We start from the raw sequence: 17609 nt of genomic DNA, 5'->3' as shown, positions 1-17609 counted from the left end.
ATTAGTGTTACTCATTGATCGCGCTTCGGAGAGTTTCTGCCCAATCTAGGGCTTGCTCTGGTTGGTCGAACCAGTACTCGTCGAGCAACGGGACCAGCTCGTCTTCGACAACCGACTCCAGCCACAGGTTGTTTTCCAGCGCGTCATCGCCGGCCATGACAAAGCTGTGGCCGACAGCAAATCCACGCCCCAGCGCGGGGTCTGCGGCAATTGCCTCGTTGAGATACCCCAACTGAGCCACCAGTTTTTCAAGCTGCGGGCTATCCTGCTGCGCGAGGTATTCCTGGAATTGCGAAGACTCGAAAGCAGGGGAGAGCTCGAAGAAGCCGAAGCGGCGGCGCAGTGCGTAGTCGAGAAGCGCCAGGCTCCGGTCAGCGGTGTTCATCATGCCGATGATGTAGAGGTTCGCCGGGACGGAAAACAGTTCGCCCTCGTAGAGCAGTTGGATCGAGTGTCCTCTCTTGCTGCCTTCGATCAGCATCAATAGCTCGCCGAAGATTTTCGAGATATTGCCGCGGTTGATTTCGTCGATGAGGAAGAAGTAGTCGTTCTCTGCGTCTTCGCGGGCGCGTTCACAAAAATCGTAAAAGGGGCCAGATTGGAGTTCGAAGCCACCGGAATCCGTCGGCCTGTAACCGCGCACGAAGTCTTCGTAGGAATAGCTCTGGTGGAATTGCACGGTGCTGATTCGTCCCTGATCTTTTTCACCCATGAGCGCGTATGCCAACCTACGCGCAGCGTAGGTTTTGCCAACGCCGGGTGGTCCGGCGAGGATGACGTTTTTCTTCCGCCTGATCAGGGTGCGAAGACGGTCAAAGCGCTCGTCGGAGAGGAAGACATCGCGGAGGAAGTCCTCCTCCGTGTACGTGCTTTTGAGCGGTGCAGGTCCGGTGGATTCGGGGCTGGCGTCGAAAAGCGACTCGAGTGCGGCAACGCGTTTGGGGAAACGGGTGATGTCTGTGAGTGTTTTTGTAGCAAACGCCGAGGGCGGCTCCCAAGAGCCAGTATCGGTCCACTGCACGGCTCGGGTATTGCGGAAGGTCGTGCGCTCGGGATGGAACTCTGGAGTGCCGCGGACCACGCCGCGTCCAATGACCTCGTTGCGCCCGCGGCGCGCGTAGATGACATCCCCAGGCTCCATACGGTGCTGGAACTCCCACACTGCGAGCGTGTGGTTGGAAAAGCTTTTCCCGGTACCCTGCGTATCCAACGCGGCACGGATATCCTCCCGTAAGGCGTACTGGGCAAAATCCCCGAGAGATGGCCAGTCCAGGGCCATCAGGCCCGCGTCGCGCTGCGCTTCCCAATTGCTCGCGTTGGCGCCCGGCGCGAATGCCCAGTAGTGCACGCCGCGAACACTCTCGTCATCCTCCTCGGCAGCCTCCGGCGTGGGCGTATCGCTCCACTGCTCCACGATCCCGGGCGACCAGAAATGGAAAGGCTCGTCGTGCTCTTTTGCGAGTGCACGGCGAATTGCCAGAAGGTCCCGGTCCATTGCATCAGGGCTATCACCAGGCTCCGGGGTGATCCGGTCAGCGAAACCCTGGCGAATTTTTTCCTTCATCGGGTTTGATGAGATTGGCTCAAATACCTCGGGAAACGACAAGTATTGCAAGGCGTTGCGGACGCCCGAGGTGTCCTCCTCGACGTCGAGCATCAGCCGCTGGAACTCCCACGCATCGCCCCGTGCAGCCTCGCGCGTAGCCATGTCCTGGGAACGGAGATGCGCGACGAATTTTGCAAGCCAGATCAGTTGCTTCCACAATGCGCCGTGGTAGCCTTGGCCACCCTTGAATCCGGAGGGCTCACGGTTCTTCAGCATCTGCCCAAGCCACTCCGGGAGCGCATCAATTCCCGCAAGTGCGAGAACCTTCTTCAGGTGCTTCACCCTGGTGTCGAGCGTGAGTGTGCGCTCAGCGTGATCGCGCAGGAGAACTAACTCCGCCGCCAGCAGGATTACTGCTTCTGGCGCGCCGGTGAGTTGCTCGCTCAACTTGCTCCACTGGTCCCGCTTGCCTGTCAGCGGGTTGTCCTCGATCCGATGGCGGAGTTCTTCGGCTACTTCAGGAGACCAGATTTTCACGTCTGGGACGATCGATGAGTGGCCGTCGCCAAGCATCTGCTCAATGACGGGAGCGATGCCGCGTGCAAGGTGCAATTCGCTTTGTGGGCGAGAGAGGGTAAGGGGAGAGCTCATAGCCACCAGTATGGCATCTAGTCGTTCCAACTCTTCGTGCGCGCGAAGCGGCACGCCAGCACCGCGCCAAGCAGCGCGATGGCGGCGGGCAGGTAGAGCGAGTGGGACATGGCGAGCGCGAAGGGAGCGTGCAGCGCCTCGGGCATGGACCCGCTCGTACTCGGGCCGACGGCTGCATCGCCTGCGCCCGCGCCGAGTTGCGCATCGAGCTGCGCGGACATCACCGCGGCGATGGCCGCGGAGCCGATGACGGCGCCGATCTGGCGCAGCGTGTTGTAGACACTCGAACCCGCGCCGGCGAGGGCGGGGGCGAGGTTGCGGGTGGCGATCATGGACAGCGGGCCCCACACCATCGAGTTGGCGACGCCATTGAGCACGGAGATGGCAGCCAACCAGTACGGGCTGATTGCGGGGTCGGTGATCCACGCGGTCAGCGCGACTGAAGCGCCCAATAGGCTCAGCCCCGCGATGGCGAAGGGTTTGGGCTGGTGTGTGTTGGTCAGCTTGCCGATCCACGGCGAGAGCGTGCCGGAAACCAGGCCGGCCGGCACCAAGAGCAAGGCAGCTCGGGTGGGTGAAAAACCTTGGACGGATTGGACGTAGATCATCCACGGGATCATGTACGTGGACATGGTAAAGCCCACGGTGGCGATGGTGACGGCGGCGAGGGAAAAATTGCGGTCGTGAAAAAGCGTCAGGGGGACGAGCGGGTCCTGGCGGGTGCGCGACTGCCACGCAACAAAGACGGCGAGCAGGGTGAGACCGCCGATGATCAGCGTGAGCGCGCGCCAGTCCCAGTCGAGGGCGTTGGCCTCCTGAATACCAAAGATCAAGCAGAACATCCCCACTGCACTCAAGGCCACGCCGACCCAGTCGAAGGAGCGCGCGGTGCGCTCGAGCCGAGGGACGAAGATCCAGCCGAGAACGAGCCCCAGGATGCCGACGGGGACGTTGACGTAGAAGATCCAGGGCCACCCGGAGGCGTCGACAAGCACACCGCCCAAAAGCGGGCCGGTAATGGTGGCGACACCCGCGGTTGCGCCCCACACTCCCATCGCACCGCCGCGCGCTGTCGGGTGAAAGGTGCGGATCATCACTGCCATCGTCTGTGGGGTCACCATCGCCCCGCCAAGACCCTGGAAGACGCGCGCGAGGATGAGCGCCTCAATCGTGCCCGCCAGCCCGCAGGCCAGTGAGGACACGGTAAACAGTGCGAGCCCGCTCAAATAGATCGTGCGGGGGCCGAAGCGATCGCCCAGGCGTCCCGTAATCAGCAGCGGCACCGCGTATGCCAGCAGGTAGGCGCTGTTGACCCAGATTACCGAGCTGTAGCTGGCAGAAAGGTCGGCGGTGATCGCTGGGATCGCCACGGAAACGATGGTCGAGTCGACCAGGATCATGAAAAACCCGAGCATCATGCTCCACAGAGCCGCCCAAGGGGAATGTTGCTGCGTCACCAGGGTCACTCTACCTCTAAGCTCTTGCGCGTGGAACTGTACTTTTCCGGCATCGATCTCGCCGCCGACCCCGCCAAGACCGGCACCGCCACCATCCAGGAGACGCCCGCCGGGCCAGTGCTTATCGACGCCACGTGCACCGCCACCGACAACCACCTCACCACCCTCGTTGCCCGTGCCGAACTCACCGGCGTGGACATCCCACTCGGGTGGCCGCGGGCGTTTCGGTTCTTCCTCAACGCCCACGCAGTGGGGGAGGACGTGCTTCCAGACGAAGCGGGTCCCGATGTGCGCCGTGAGCTGGTCAACCGCTTCACCGATCTGGAGGTGCGCCGCACCGCAGGCGTGACTCCGCTGCCGGTGGCCGCCGAGCGGATCGCACACCCCGCCCTGCGCTGGGCTGGCCTCGAGCAGCGCCTCCGGGCCGCTGGCGTGGATATGCGTCGTGGCGGTCAAGGCAAGGTCGCCGAGGTGTACCCGGCCGCCGCGCTCAAGCAGTGGGGGATGCGGCATCGCGGATACAAAGGCGCCGATGATGCCGGGCGAGCTGCCCGCGAGGAGATCGCAGCTGGGCTGAGCGCGCGCTTCGGGCTGGATTGGGGCAACTGGCACCAGCTCGCAATGGAAAGCGCGGACTGCCTCGACGCGGTAATCGCCGCCCTGATTGCCCGCGAGGTACGCGCCGGTCGCTGCATCGCCCCGCCTGCGGACCAGGCAGAACTCGTCGCTGAGGAGGGCTGGATCTGGATTCCGCGCGCTCGAGTTTGACCTTGCCCCTACGGCAACCTGTTCACTGCTGCCTATGACCGCTTACACGATTGGCGAGGCCGCCGACATCCTCGGCGTGACCCCGAAAGCGCTGCGCCACTGGGAGTCGCTCGACCTGCTCCAACCGGAGCGCACGAGCACCGGCTACCGCGTCTACAGCGACGCCGACCTCGAGCGAGGCGCGGCGATCGCCCTCTACCAGAGCATCGGCATCCCGCTTGCGCGCATCGCCACGCTTCTCGACGCTTCCTCGTCCCACCTCGCACGCGCACTTTCCGCCCACCACGAGGCACTGCGCTCGCGTCGGGATGCACTCGAGGCCCAACTCCAAGCGGTCGAGGAAATGATGCACAAGCACAAGAAAGACACACTGACTATGGAAGACATGAAACAGTACTTCGGCGAAGAATTCCCGGCATACCAAGAAGAAGCGGAAAAGCGCTGGGGGCACACCCCCGAGTGGGAGCAATCCCAGAAAGCGCTGTCAAAGGTCGACGCGTCCAAGGCGCAACAGCTCATGCGCGAGCAGGAGGAGCTTGCCGCGGAGCTGGTCGCCGCACGCGAGAAGGGCGTCGAACCAGGCACGGAGGAAGCGGAGCGGCTCGTAGAAAAGCACCGCGCTTCAATCGCGCAATGGTACGAGGTCACCCCGGCCCGCCAGCTGATTCTGGCGCGCATGTACGTCAGCGACGAACGATTCCACGAGTCTTACAGCGGCGCGCAGGACTACCTCCTGGAGCTGGTCACCGCCCACGCTGCGGCAGCAGGTGTGGATGTGGACTCGCCTCAGTGGTAGGTATGCTGGGGCGCATGACCGAGAAGTACTCAGCTGACGTTTCGCAAACTGTCATCCTGCCCCAGTCCAAAGACGCTATCTTCCTGACTATCGCACTGAAAGAGGGTGCCGAGAAGCAGGCGCTCGAGGTGATCACCGGCCTGCAAGGCCTAGTCAACGGCGTCGGCTTCCGCTGGCCTGCGGCGCAGCTCAGCGCGGTCGTCGGCATCGGTGCCGAGCTGTGGGACCGCATGTTTGACACCCCGAAGCCGGAGGGCCTGCACCCCTTCCGCGAGCTCCAGGGCGCCAAGCACCACGCACCGTCGACGCCGGGCGACCTTTTCTTCCACATCCGCGCCGACGAGTACGACGTGGCCTTCGAGCTGGCGCGCCGCATCAACGTGGTGCTCGACGGTGCCGTCGCCGAGTATGACGAGGTGCATGCCTTCCAGTACCAGGACTTCCGCGACCCCCTTGGCTTTGTCGACGGCACGGAGTCCCCGCGCGGCCAGGCCGGCATCGAGACCGCGCTGATCAGCGAGGGCGAGTGGGCAGGCGGCTCCTACATCGTGGCGCAGAAATACATCCACAACTTGAAGGATTGGGATGCGCTGCCGGTAGAGGAACAGGAGAAGGTCATCGGCCGCACCAAGCACGATGACATTGAGCTCCGCGAAGACGTGAAGCCGGTCAACTCCCACGTGGCCGTGAACTCGGTGAAGGACGAGGACGGCGAGTCGCTCGAGATCGTGCGCAACAACCTCACCTTCGGCGATGCGCTGGGCAACCAGGGCACCTACTTCATGAGCTACGCCAAGGACGTGGAAATCACCGAGCGCATGCTGCGACGCATGTTTATTGGCGAGCCCGAGGGCAACTACGATCGCATCCTCGACTTCTCCGAGGCGCTGACGGGTGTGAACTTCTTCGCTCCACCCGCCGACTTTTTGGAAAACGCTGAGGAGCACGCGAAGCCGGGGCTCGCGCCTGCACAGGACGGCCCGACCCCGTCACAGCCGGCGACGACCGCGTCGCAGGGCAGGGTCGTGTTTGGCAAGCACGACTAAGTGACAAAAACGCGCCCCGGCCGGGGCGCGTTTTTTGTGTGCTGGCACTAGATGTGCAGCATCTCGCGCAGCTGCGGGGGCAGCATGTCGCGCCAGAAGGGGAAGGACATCGCGGCGATCGCGGCGATGCCGCTGAGCACGCCGACGATGGTGACGATCGTCTCGGTGGTTTCGTCCATGCCAGAGCTCAACGAGCTTCCTCCGTTGCCAGAGCGGGCTCCGTCCGCGCCGGGAATATCGTTGGCCTCGGGCGGCTCGGGCAGCGCGGGCAGGGAAGCGGCGTCGATGTCGTAGATCTCGTCCAGACCGCGCACGTTGAACTGGGTAGCCATGTAGCGCTTGTGCGTGCCGGTGTTCCACTGCGAGATGACCACGTCGAGGTCGTCGATGGTTGAGCCGGGGACGATGTAGCCGCCGTAAAGCTGCGACCAGTTCTTGGGGGACTGCGGGTTCGCCCAGCTGCCGCCCTTCGCGATCGTGGTGACCGGCACGTCGTTCCAATTGCGCGCGAGCTCCTCGGAAATGCGCACCTCGATCGCGCTCGTTTCGTTGTTGAAGATCACGAGCACCCAGTGCCCCTGGATGTAGCGCAGGTTCATCTCGCCGGCCTTCATCCGCTGGTTGATGATGGGGCTGTAACGGTCGCCCCATTCGCCGCTGCCCGGGTTGAACAGCTCCCACTTATCACGATCGCCGATGTCCTCGATCTTGAACCGGGAGAGGAACACGTTGTCTTTGCGCTCGAAGGAGGACATCACGGCGTAGATGTAGCCGTCGGGCCCCTGCTCCCAGCTGATCATGTCGCCCAGACCGTTGAGGTAGTTGTGGCTGGTGTATCCCACCGAGGTCCAGCGCTTGCCGCGCGAGTCCGACTTCCAAATCTGGGTATTGCTCACCTTGCCGATGCCGCCGCGGTTCCACATCCCCTGCATGTACAGCGTGCCATCGACGTTAATGATGTCCGAGGGGATGAGCGTGAAATCCTTCTCCGGGGCGTAGCTGATCAGCTGGCGCACCCGGTTGCCCTCGTTGAGCGGCCCGGAAACCTGCACGAAGCCGTCCTCGTCGGTGTGGCCAACCAGCCCGGTCGGGCTCATCCAATCACCGTCGTAGACCGTGCCGCCGGTAAAGGAGTCGCCGAAGATCATGGCGTAGTCGCCCCCACCCAGCGGGGCCATCACGCCGAGGTCGGTGGCGCCCATGCCGACGCCCTGGGACCAGGTGCCGAGGATGTCGCCCATTACCCGTACGGTGGCACCACCAAGCATCTTCACTGCATCCTGGGTGCCTACCTGGTTCTGCTGGTAGTGGAACTCGACACCGTGCTCGGCGTAATACTCCTCGGAGAACTCTGCCGAAGCGTCTGGGCCCGAATCGGTGAGCTCCTGATCCTCAGCGTTGGCGCTCGGTACAGCAGCGGCGAGGGACAGGGCGACGGCACTGGCGACGGTGGCGCTGCGCAGCGCGCGGCGGAAGGGCGGAATATGCATGCTCACTCGGTTCAAGCTTGGAAAAGGCGGAAGGTTTGTTGAAAGTTCTGCGGGCTGCTTGGAGGTGTGTGGGCCAAGCACACTGAATGTATCAAAGATGACTCAAATATGTAGCGGTGAAATGCACGCGCCTTGATTAACGCTGGGAAACTCGTGGTGGAGTGCGATTTCGGCTAATGTAGGGGCCATGTCTCGTTTTAGTCCCTTGAACTGGCCGGTTGTGCGCCAGATGCGAGACGGTGACCTTTTCGCCCGTGGCGAGAACACCGAATCGCACAAGAGTAAGACGATGCAGGGGCGCATCGAGGATGCGGACCGCGTCGTCAAGAGTGTCTGCCCGTACTGCGCTGTCGGCTGTGGTCAGCGCGTGTACGTCAAGGACGAGAAGGTTATCCAGATTGAGGGTGACCCGGACTCGCCGCACTCGCGCGGCCGCCTGTGCCCGAAGGGCGCTGCCTCCGAGCAGCTGGTCAACGCGCCCGGGCGTCTGACCGAGATTCTCTACCGCGCACCTGGTGCGACCGAGTGGCAGACCCTGGACCGCGACACCGCGCTGGACATGGTCACCGACCGCTTCCTCGAGGCGCGCAAGAACGGCTGGCAGGATTTTGACGAGCAGGGGCGCGCGGTGCGCCGCACGATGGGCATTGCTGGCCTGGGCGGCGCCGCGATGGACAACGAGGAAAACTACCTGATTAAGAAGCTCTGGACCGCTTCTGGCGCGGTGCAGATCGAAAATCAGGCCCGCATATGACACTCCTCTACGGTTCCCAGTTTGGGATCCTCGTTTGGACGCGGTGGCGCAACGCAGCCGCTGCAGGACATGGCCAATGCGGACTGCATTGTCATCCAGGGCTCGAACATGGCCGAGGCACACCCGGTCGGGTTCCAGTGGGTCATTGAGGCCAAGGCGCGTGGTGCCCGGATTATCCACGTCGACCCGCGCTTCACGCGTACGTCGGCAGTGGCGCACAAGCATGTGCCGATCCGCGGCGGTTCCGACGTGGTGCTCCTCGGCGCAGTGATCAACTACGTGCTGCAAAACGACCTGTACTTCGAGGAGTACGTCAAGGCGTTCACCAACGCCTCGACGCTGATCAGTGAAGAGTTCCAGGACACCGAGGACCTCGATGGCCTGTTCTCTGGCTACGACCCGGAGACCGGTTCCTACGACAACTCGAGCTGGCAGCCGCAGAAGAATTGGGACGCGCAGGTGTCCTGGGACCACAAGACGGATCCCACATTGCAGGACCCGAACACGGTCTTCCAGATCCTCAAGCGCCACTACTCGCGCTACACCCCCGAGGTAGTGGAGCAGGCCTGCGGTATCTCGCAGGAGGACTTCTACTACCTGGCGGACTCCATCGTGGAGAACTCCGGGCGCGAGCGCACGACGTGCTTCGCCTACGCGCTCGGCTGGACGCAGCACACCATGGGTGCGCAGTTCATCCGTACGTGTGCGATCCTGCAGCTGCTCATGGGTAACGTGGGTCGCCCGGGTTCCGGCATTATGGCGCTGCGCGGTCACGCCTCGATCCAGGGCTCCACGGATGTGCCGACGCTGTTCCACCTGCTGCCCGGCTACCTGCCGATGCCGCAGGCGAGCGTGCAGACCTGGGACGACTACCTGGCTGCGGTGTCGAAGCGCGACCAGAAGGGCTTCTGGCAGAAGGGCGATACCTTCGCAGTGTCGCTGATGAAGGCCTACTGGGGCGACGCCGCCACCGAGGAAAACAACTGGGGCATGGACCTCATGCCGCGCCTGACAGGCGCGCACTCGACGTACCACACCCTCCAGTTGATGAACGAGGGATTGGTCGACGGCTACTTCGTCTTCGGCCAGAACCCTGCGGTGGCACAGTCCAACGGGCGCATGCAGCGCCTCGCGCTGTCCAAGCTGAAGTGGATGGTGGTGCGCGACTTCCAGGAAATCGAGACCGCCACGTTCTGGAAGGATTCCCCGGAGATCAAGTCCGGTGACCTGGTCACCGAGGAGATCGACACCGAGGTCTTCCTCTTCCCAGCCGCAAACCACGTGGAGAAGGCGGGTACGTTTACCCAAACGCAGCGCCTCTTGCAGTGGCGTTTCAAGGCGAAGGACGCACCGGGTGACGCAGACAGTGACCTCCAGTTCTTCTACGAGCTGGGGCAGCGTATCAAGGAGCGCGTGAAGGACTCGACCGACCCGCGCGACCTGCCGCTGCAGAAGATCACCTGGGACTACGACACGGACGAGCACGGCGAGATCGACGCAGAGTCGGTACTGCGCGAGATTAACGGCTACTACCTCGAGGGCCCGCGCAAGGGCCAGATGGTGGACAAGTTCGCCGACCTCAAGGCCGATGGCACCACCTCCTCTGGTTGCTGGATCTACTGCGGTGTTTTCGCAGGCGACGTGAACCGAGCTGCCAACAAGCGGCCGGGCTCCGAGCAGAACGAGATGGCGCTGGATTGGGGCTGGGCGTGGCCGATGAACCGCCGCGTGCTGTACAACCGCGCCTCGGCGGACGAGGACGGCAAGCCCTGGTCCGAGCGCAAGAAGCTGGTCTGGTGGGACGAGGACGCCGAGAAGTGGCAGTCTAACGACGTCGTGGACTTCCCCGTGGATCGCGCGCCCGGTTTCAAGCCGGACCGCGACGCAGTGGGCCCCGCGGCGCTGTCCGGCAGCGACGCCTTCATCATGCAAAACGACGGCCGCGCGTGGTTGTTCGCGCCGACCGGCATGGTGGACGGCCCGATGCCGACCCACTACGAGCCGCAGGAGTCGCCGTACCCGAACGTGCTGTACTCGCAGCAGCAGTCGCCGTCGCGCATCGTGATGCGAGGGGAGAACAACCTCTCGGCCCCGAACTTCGGCGAGCCGGGCACCGAGGTGTACCCGTACATGCTCAACACCTACCGGTTGACAGAGATGTACACCTCGGGCGCGATGACCCGTACGTTGCCGTTCCTTGCCGAGCTGCAGCCGGAGCTCTTCTGCGAGGTCTCGCCGGAGCTGGCACGCCGCGTCGGGCTGAAGAATGGCGAATGGGCGACGATCATCTCGCCGCGCAACGCCATCGAGGCTAGGGTGCTGGTCACCGAGCGCATCAAGACGCTGACCATCGGTGATGCCACCTTCGAGCAGATCGGTATGCCTTTCCACTACGGCCGCGGCGACTACGCCGAGGTCTCCGGTGACGGGCCGAACGACCTGCTGGGCATCATGCTCGACCCGAACGTGAACATCCAGGCATCTAAGGTCTCTGCCGTGGACATCCGCCCGGGTCGTCGCCCGCGCGGCGCGGACCGTGTCGCGCTGGTGCGCGAGTACCAGCAGCGCGCAGGCCTCGATGAAAACACAGGGACAGTGCTTCACGACGGGGCGTCGTCGGAAGCCATCCGCCAAGGCCTAGGCGATGCCTCGGCCGCGAAGGAGGATCCCACGAAGGACAACATGTCGGACCAGGAAGGGTAAGGCGGAAGTTGCAGACGAAGAACCGGATCACTGAATCGCCCGCCAACGTGGGCTACGACAGGGACAACCGCAAGGCGTTTTTCACCGACACGTCCATCTGCATCGGCTGCAAGGCCTGCGAGGTGGCCTGCAAGGAGTGGAACCGCAACCCGCAGGACGGCGACTACGCCATCTCCGGCATGTCCTACGACAACACCGGGGCACTGGGCGCGGACACGTGGCGCCACGTCGCCTTCATCGAGCAGAGCGAGGCGCAAATCGAGCAGGCCAGGGAAGAGGGCAAAAAGCTCGTCTCCCTGGGCATGCCTGACATGCCGGGGGCGGAAGAAGCAAAGCCGCAGACCAAGCTGCCCGACACCCCGGATTTCCGCTGGCTGATGTCCTCGGACGTCTGCAAGCACTGCACGAACGCCGGGTGCCTCGACGTGTGCCCGACCGGTGCGTTGTTCCGCACCGAGCACGGCACCGTCGTGGTGCAAGACGACGTGTGCAACGGCTGCGGCACCTGTGTGGCCGGCTGCCCCTTTGGTGTGATTGAGCGCCGCTCAGACGGCGGCGTGCAGAAGCGCAACGAGCGATTCACAAAGGGCGAAGACTTCACCGTCGGCGAGGTCGCACCGATCAAGAACGTTGGCGTCGCCCAGAAGTGCACCATGTGCTTCGACCGCCAGCAGGTCGGCGAAGGCCCCGCCTGCGCGAAGACCTGCCCCACCAACTCCATCCAGTACGGCTCCTACACGGAGATGCTGGCCAAGGCGAAGGCGCGCGTGGCCGAACTCCACGCCCAGGGGCTGACCGAGGCACGCCTCTACGGCGCGAACAGCGAGGACGGCGTGGGCGGCACCGGCTCGATCTTCCTGCTCCTCGACGCCCCTGAGGTCTACGGCTTGCCGCCGGACCCCGAGGTGCCCACCGCGAACCTGCCTGAGATGGCCAAGCGCGCCGTCGTCGCTGCGGCGGGCCTGGTTGGTGCCGCGGCCGCAGCATTCGTGATTGGAGGCGGAAAGTAAATGGCAGAGTTTGATGCATTCCGGCCACCGGAAGCTCCCCGCGGACCAAAACGCAAGGACGCGAAGCGGCCGCGCGGCAAGAAGCAGCGCAGGGGCGAAGAGCTCATGGTCCCGCGCGCGGACTTCGAACAATACGACTCGTACTACGGGCGTCCGATCGTCAAGTTCCCACCGTGGGAGTGGCCGATTGGCGTGTACTTCTTCCTCGGCGGCGTCGCCGGCGGCTCCTCGCTGCTCGCCGTCGGCGCGGGCGCGACCGGCAACCGCGAGCTACAGCGCAACACCCGGCTGACCGCCGCAGTTGCCGCGGCTGTCGGCTCCGGCTGCCTTGTCCTCGACCTCGGTCGGCCGGAGCGCCTGTTGAACATGTTCCGCGTGTTCAAGCTCTCCTCGCCGATGTCGGTGGGGTCTTGGATCCTCGGGTCCTTCTCCAGTGCGGCAGTCTTCGCCGCTGCTGCCGAAGCGGACACCCTCACCGGCGAGCGCATCCCGCTGCCGGCACCGGCCCGCAAGGCGCTGCACGCGCTCGCCACCCCGATGGGCGTGTTCTCCGGGCTGATGGGAGCCCCGCTCGCCGTCTACACTGCGGTGCTGCTCGGCAACACTTCGGTGCCGATGTGGCAGGGCGCGCACAAACAGCTGCCAAACCTCTTCGTGTCTTCGGCGGCGTGCGCGTCTGCGGGCGTGGCGCTGGTGACCACCTCCACGGCGAATAACGGCCCGGCCCGCGTGCTGGCGGGCGCTGGTGCGGTTGCGGACGTTGTGGCGTCGAAAGGCGTGGAGCGCTCGCTCGACGAGCCGCTGCCGGAAACGATGCACGAGGGCAAGGCCGGCCGCATGCTCAAGGCGGCCGAGGCGCTCGTCGTCGCCGGCGGTGTCGGTGCCGTGCTCGGCGGCAAGAATCGCATTGTCGCGGGCCTGAGCGGCGCGGCGTTGGCCGCGGCCTCCTGCCTGACGCGCTTCGGCATCATCGCCGCAGGCAAGCGCTCCACCGAGGACCCGAAGTACGTGGTGGAGCCGCAGCGCAACCGCCTGCACGCCCGCCAGGCGGCCGGCCAGGTCGGCGACTCGATCACGACCGCGCGCTAGCGCACCCGTACGCGCCCGGTGCCCTCGGTGGTTTCGCCGATGATGGGGTAGCCGGGCACCTCGCCGATGACCAACAGGCCGCCGGAGGTCTGCGCGTCGGCGAGCAAGAGCAAGTCCTCTTCGCTGAGGCCGTCCGCGTCGACGTGCGGGCGCACCCAGTCGAGGTTGCGCTGCGAACCGCCGGGGATGAAGCCTTGAGCGAGGGTGTCGCGTGCGCCGTCGATAAGCGGGACCTTCGTGTGGTCAATCACCGCGTCGACGCCGGAGGCGCGCGCCATCTTGAACAGGTGGCCGAGCAGCCCGAAGCCGGTGACGTCGGTCGCCGCGCGCACGCCTGCGTCGACGGCGGCGCGGGACGCGTCGCGGTTGAGTGTGGTCATGACCTCGACTGCCTGCTCGAACCACTCGCCGGTGGCCTTGTGGCGGTTGTTCAAAAGGCCGGAGCCGATCGGCTTGGTCAGCGTGATCGGCAAGCCCGGAGCGGCGGCGTCGTTGCGCATCAGGCGGGCCGGGTCGATCGTGCCGGTTGCTGCCATGCCGTAGATCGGCTCGGGCGCGGAAATGGAGTGGCCGCCGGTCACCGAAATGCCGGCCGCGCTCGCGCCGTCGAGCCCGCCGTGCAACACCTCGCGGATGAGTTCCTGCGGCAGCACGTCGCGCGGCCACCCGAGCAGGTTGATGGCGGTGATCGGGGTGCCGCCCATGGCGTAGACATCGGAAAGCGCGTTGACCGCGGCGATCTTGCCCCACGTGTACGCATCATCCACGACGGGGGTGAAGAAGTCGGCGGTCGAGATCACGGCGAGGTCCTCGCGCACGCGAATGGCGGAGGCGTCATCGCCGTCGTCCAAGCCGACGATCACGTTCGGGTCGGTCACGCCAACCAGGCCCTTGACGGCGTCTTCGAGCTCGCCGGGCGGGATCTTGCAGGCGCAGCCCCCGCCGGCAGCAAACTGGGTGAGACGGATTTCTGGGTTCGTAGTGCTCATAGGGCCTATGGTAGCGTTTTGCGCGGAGGCGTACGCGTCCTGGTGGGCGCCCCAGTCTTCAAAACTGGTGAGGCCGAGTAGCTCGGTCTGGCAGGTTCGATTCCTGTCCGTCTCCGCCATGCGTTTTTCAGGGAGGACACGAGCTTGAGCGATCCGCGCCGCAACATTCCTGGTACCGATACTTTGCTTGCACACGCGCCCGCGTCGCCGCTCGCCCCGCACGCGCTCAAGGCTTGTGCGCACGAGGTGCAAGATGCTTGTCGACGCGGCGAGCTCCACCCCGACGCCGCCGCCGAGCATTTCCTGAGCCTGGTCGACTCGCTGGTCGCCGCCGGCGCAAGCACGCTCACCCCCGTGTTGAACGCGACCGGCGTGGTGGTGCACACCAACGTTGGGCGCGCAGCGCTCGGCGAGCTCGCGGTCGATGCCTTGGTCCACGCTGCGGGTTACGTGGACGTGGAGATGGACCTAGAAAAGGGGGTGCGCTCGCGCGACCGGGGCGCGGGCGCGCGCGATGCGCTTCTAGCAGCGTGTCCCGCCGCCGAGGACGCGCTGGTGGTGAACAACGGGGCGAGCGCGTTGCTGCTGGCCACCGCAGCGCTCGCCGAGCACGGTTCGGTGGCGATCTCGCGAGGCGAGCTCATCGAGATCGGCGCTGGGTTCCGCCTGCCCGAGCTCATCGAGTCCGCCCACGTGAAGTTGGTGGAAGTCGGCGCGACCAACCGCACGCACCCGCACGACTACGAGCGCGCCGCCGCGGATGATTCGCTGCGTGCCATCTTGAAGGTGCACCCGTCGAACTACCGCGTCCGCGGCTTTACCGCTGAGGCTTCCGTGGCGCAGTTGCGCGGGATCGCAAACGCCCGTGGCCTCTCCCTAATTGTGGACACCGGCTCCGGCCTGCTGAACCCCGACCCCGCGCTGCCGGACGAGCCGGACGCGACAACCGCACTTGCCCACGGCGCCGACATCGTGCTCTTTTCCGGTGACAAACTGCTTGGTGGGCCGCAGGCGGGCGTGATTTTGGGGCGCGCGGAGGCCGTCGCGAAGCTGCGGAGGCACCCGCTGGCGCGGGCGGTGCGCGTCGATAAGCTGCGCCTGGCTGCGCTTGAGGCGACGGTGCGCGCGGCGCACACACCGACCGAGCTCGCGCTGCACGCTGACCCCGAAGAGTTGCATGCGCGCACGCAAGCGCTGGCCGAACGTGTGGGCGCGCGCGTGGTGGCGCACGACGGGCGCGTCGGCGGCGGGGGAGCGCCCGGCGTGCCGCTGCCCGGTTACGCGGTGGCGCTTGATCCGTCATTGGCCGCCCCCTTGCGCAGGCGTCGACCGGCGGTGCTCGGTCGCGTGCACGACGGCGACTTGCTTTTGGATCTGCGCTGCGTGCCCTCGCACCGCGACGAGGAGATCGCGCAGGCCGTGCTCGAGTGCATGGAAGGGGAGAGCTAATGCCGTACGTTATCGCCACCGCGGGCCACGTCGACCACGGAAAATCAACCCTGGTCAAGGCACTCACCGGCATGGAACCCGACCGCTGGGAGGAAGAGCAGCAGCGCGGCCTGACCATCGATCTTGGCTTTGTGTGGGCGAAGCTGGATACCTTGGACGTCGCGTTTGTCGACGTCCCGGGCCACGAACGCTTCATCGCCAACATGCTCGCCGGCGTCGGCCCCGCACCCGCCGTCCTCTTTGTGGTGGCGGCCGACGAGGGCTGGATGGCGCAGTCGCGCGACCACGCCGCGGCGATCGACGCCTTCGGCATTTCCAACGTGGTCATCGCGATGACCCGCGCGGACCGGGCCGATGCGCAGCGCAGAGATGAAGTGCGCGCCGAAATCGCCCGCGAGGTCGCGGGCACGACGCTCGAAGGCGCGCCGATCGTCGAGGTCTCTGCGCGCAGCGGCGAGGGGATCGACGCGCTCGTGGCGGCTTGCGCAGAGATGCTGCGCGCGGCACCAGCGCCCGACCCGTCGGCGCGCGTGCGCTTCTGGGTCGACCGCGCCTTCAGCGTCAAGGGCGCAGGCACCGTGGTCACTGGCACGTTGACGGCGGGCACGATCCGCCCCGGCGACACGCTGCGCCTTGGCGAGCGCGACGTGAAAGTCCGCGGCCTCCAGTCCGAGGACACCCCCATCGACAAAGCCATCCCCGCGATGCGCGTCGCGCTGAACCTGCGCGACATCAGCGCTGAGGAGGTACGCCGCGGCGACGCGTTGTGCACCCCCGAGGCGTGGGAGCACACCTCGCTTCTCGACGCCCACATCACCACCGGTGCCCCCGCCACCGCACTCCCGCACGAAGTCCATGCGCACATCGGCACCGCCCAGGTCACGGCGAAGATCCGCCCCTTCGGCGAGCACTACGCCCGCCTGATCCTCGAGCGCCCGCTGCCGGTCACGCTCGGCGACACGCTCGCTCTGCGCGCCCCGGGTGCGCAGCAGATTCTCGCCGGAGTACGCGCCGTGGATGTGGACCCGCCCGAGTTGCCGCGCCGCGGCGACGGGCGACGCCGCGCCGAGGAGCTGCCGACGCTGCCCAACCTCGAGCACGAAATCGCGCGCCGCGTCGCGGTCACGCCCGCGCGCCTCGCCCGCCTCGGCTTTCCCGTGGATGGGGGGCCGCCGCAGGGCACCATCGAGTTCGCCGGCTATTGGATCCGCGCCACCCAGGTCATGGAGTGGAAGCGCGAGCTTTTGCGTGCGGTCGACGAGCACACCCGCGCGGATCCGCTCTCGGCGGGGCTGTCCGCGGGTGCGGCCGTCGATCAGCTCGGCCTGCCGGACCCGAAGCTGCTGGCACTTGCGGCCGCTGCGGCGAAGCTCACCCTGGCCGACGGCGTGATCAGCACTGCCGCGGCGGTGGCGCCGGGCATTGCATCGCTCGAGGCGCATTTGCGGCGTGCGCCCTTCCAGGCACCCGAGTCAGCTGACCTCGAGCGTTGGCAGCTCGGCGCGAAGGAGCTCGCGGCTGCCGAGCGCGCGGGCCGCATCATCCGGCTCGGCGCGGGGCGCGACATCGTGCTGCTTGCCGACGCCCCCACGCACGCCGCCCAACTCCTGCGCCCCCTCGACGCGCCATTCACCGCCTCGCAGGCGCGCAAGGCGTGGGACACGTCCCGCCGGGTCGCGATCCCGCTGCTGGAACACCTCGATGCTTCAGGCGTGACCCGCCGCGTGGACGGCACCGCCCGCGTTTTGCGATAACCCTTATTAGACGCGTGTGGTGTCGCTTCGGTTCCGTTTTGGGTTGAAAGTGCAATACTTCTCACACTTGCTTGTTTGTGCAGCTCACAGGTGGTTATCGTGGGTGG

General features: G+C 65.7%; 12 protein-coding genes and 1 tRNA gene. 9 read left to right on the top strand and 4 right to left on the bottom strand.

Annotated features, from left to right (window positions below):
- Positions 1–7 precede the first annotated feature (7 nt).
- Positions 8–2251 carry an AAA family ATPase gene (locus M3G14_RS06485; protein ID WP_259925633.1) on the bottom strand — a complete coding sequence of 748 codons (2244 nt, stop codon included), beginning with the start codon at positions 2249–2251 and terminating at the stop codon, positions 8–10.
- Positions 2215–3654: a DHA2 family efflux MFS transporter permease subunit gene (locus M3G14_RS06480; RefSeq protein WP_259925630.1), complete on the bottom strand. Its 1440-nt coding sequence runs from the start codon at positions 3652–3654 to the stop codon at positions 2215–2217. The genes M3G14_RS06485 and M3G14_RS06480 overlap by 37 nt, the downstream gene beginning before the upstream one ends.
- A 30-nt stretch (positions 3655–3684) precedes the next feature.
- Between M3G14_RS06480 and M3G14_RS06475 the strand changes: the two genes are divergently transcribed.
- The 3 genes from M3G14_RS06475 to M3G14_RS06465 are packed head-to-tail and all read left to right on the top strand — an operon-like array spanning position 3685 to position 6264.
- Positions 3685–4422 (top strand): DUF429 domain-containing protein, encoded by a 738-nt coding sequence (locus M3G14_RS06475; protein ID WP_259925626.1) that lies wholly within the window; start codon positions 3685–3687, stop codon positions 4420–4422.
- Positions 4423–4456: 34 nt separating this feature from the next.
- On the top strand, positions 4457–5218 hold the full coding sequence (locus tag M3G14_RS06470) for a MerR family transcriptional regulator (RefSeq protein WP_259925625.1): 762 nt from the start codon (positions 4457–4459) through the stop codon (positions 5216–5218).
- A gap of 14 nt (positions 5219–5232) precedes the next feature.
- Positions 5233–6264: a Dyp-type peroxidase gene (locus M3G14_RS06465; RefSeq protein ID WP_259925624.1), complete on the top strand. Its 1032-nt coding sequence runs from the start codon at positions 5233–5235 to the stop codon at positions 6262–6264.
- 47 nt (positions 6265–6311) lie between these two features.
- On the opposite strand, the gene M3G14_RS06460 is transcribed toward M3G14_RS06465, so the two are convergent.
- Complete coding sequence (locus M3G14_RS06460; protein ID WP_259925623.1) at positions 6312–7754, bottom strand: DUF4185 domain-containing protein; 1443 nt, start codon at positions 7752–7754, stop codon at positions 6312–6314.
- 187 nt (positions 7755–7941) lie between these two features.
- Here M3G14_RS06460 and fdnG point away from each other — a divergent pair, with 187 nt between their 5' ends.
- Genes fdnG through nrfD form a run of 3 tightly spaced genes read left to right on the top strand, consistent with a single transcriptional unit; the run spans position 7942 to position 13310 of the window.
- Positions 7942–11211, top strand: coding sequence for a formate dehydrogenase-N subunit alpha (gene fdnG / locus M3G14_RS06455; protein ID WP_259925622.1), 3270 nt, complete (start codon positions 7942–7944; stop codon positions 11209–11211).
- Between the two features lie 8 nt (positions 11212–11219).
- Positions 11220–12221 carry a 4Fe-4S dicluster domain-containing protein gene (locus M3G14_RS06450; protein WP_396122202.1) on the top strand — a complete coding sequence of 334 codons (1002 nt, stop codon included), beginning with the start codon at positions 11220–11222 and terminating at the stop codon, positions 12219–12221.
- A complete protein-coding gene (gene nrfD / locus M3G14_RS06445) occupies positions 12222–13310 on the top strand; it encodes an NrfD/PsrC family molybdoenzyme membrane anchor subunit (RefSeq protein WP_259925621.1) in 1089 nt (362 codons plus the stop codon).
- On the opposite strand, the gene selD is transcribed toward nrfD, so the two are convergent.
- Positions 13307–14299 carry a selenide, water dikinase SelD gene (selD, locus tag M3G14_RS06440; protein WP_259925620.1) on the bottom strand — a complete coding sequence of 331 codons (993 nt, stop codon included), beginning with the start codon at positions 14297–14299 and terminating at the stop codon, positions 13307–13309. The genes nrfD and selD overlap by 4 nt on opposite strands.
- 24 nt (positions 14300–14323) lie before the next feature.
- On the opposite strand from selD, the gene M3G14_RS06435 reads away from it, so the two are divergent.
- The 3 genes from M3G14_RS06435 (at position 14324) to selB (ending at position 17502) form a co-directional block, all read left to right on the top strand.
- Positions 14324–14418 (top strand) — tRNA-Sec (locus M3G14_RS06435).
- Positions 14419–14443: 25 nt separating this feature from the next.
- On the top strand, positions 14444–15748 hold the full coding sequence (gene selA / locus M3G14_RS06430; protein WP_259925619.1) for an L-seryl-tRNA(Sec) selenium transferase: 1305 nt from the start codon (positions 14444–14446) through the stop codon (positions 15746–15748).
- Positions 15748–17502: a selenocysteine-specific translation elongation factor gene (selB, locus tag M3G14_RS06425; protein ID WP_259925618.1), complete on the top strand. Its 1755-nt coding sequence runs from the start codon at positions 15748–15750 to the stop codon at positions 17500–17502. The genes selA and selB overlap by 1 nt, the downstream gene beginning before the upstream one ends.
- Positions 17503–17609 lie beyond the last annotated feature (107 nt).

Source organism: Corynebacterium sp. p3-SID1056, assembly GCF_025152525.1.
GTDB lineage: Bacteria > Actinomycetota > Actinomycetes > Mycobacteriales > Mycobacteriaceae > Corynebacterium.
Note: the sequence above shows the minus strand (reverse complement) of the source record. Positions and strands in the feature narration are given on the sequence as shown.

Excerpts from the sequence above, each read along its gene's own strand:
- M3G14_RS06460 (WP_259925623.1), bottom strand. The coding sequence starts at position 7,754 with ATGCATATTCCGCCCTTCCGCCGCGCGCTGCGCAGCGCCACCGTCGCC.
- nrfD (WP_259925621.1), top strand. The coding sequence starts at position 12,222 with ATGGCAGAGTTTGATGCATTCCGGCCACCGGAAGCTCCCCGCGGACCA.
- M3G14_RS06465 (WP_259925624.1), top strand. The coding sequence starts at position 5,233 with ATGACCGAGAAGTACTCAGCTGACGTTTCGCAAACTGTCATCCTGCCC.
- selD (WP_259925620.1), bottom strand. The coding sequence starts at position 14,299 with ATGAGCACTACGAACCCAGAAATCCGTCTCACCCAGTTTGCTGCCGGC.
- selB (WP_259925618.1), top strand. The coding sequence starts at position 15,748 with ATGCCGTACGTTATCGCCACCGCGGGCCACGTCGACCACGGAAAATCA.
- M3G14_RS06470 (WP_259925625.1), top strand. The coding sequence starts at position 4,457 with ATGACCGCTTACACGATTGGCGAGGCCGCCGACATCCTCGGCGTGACC.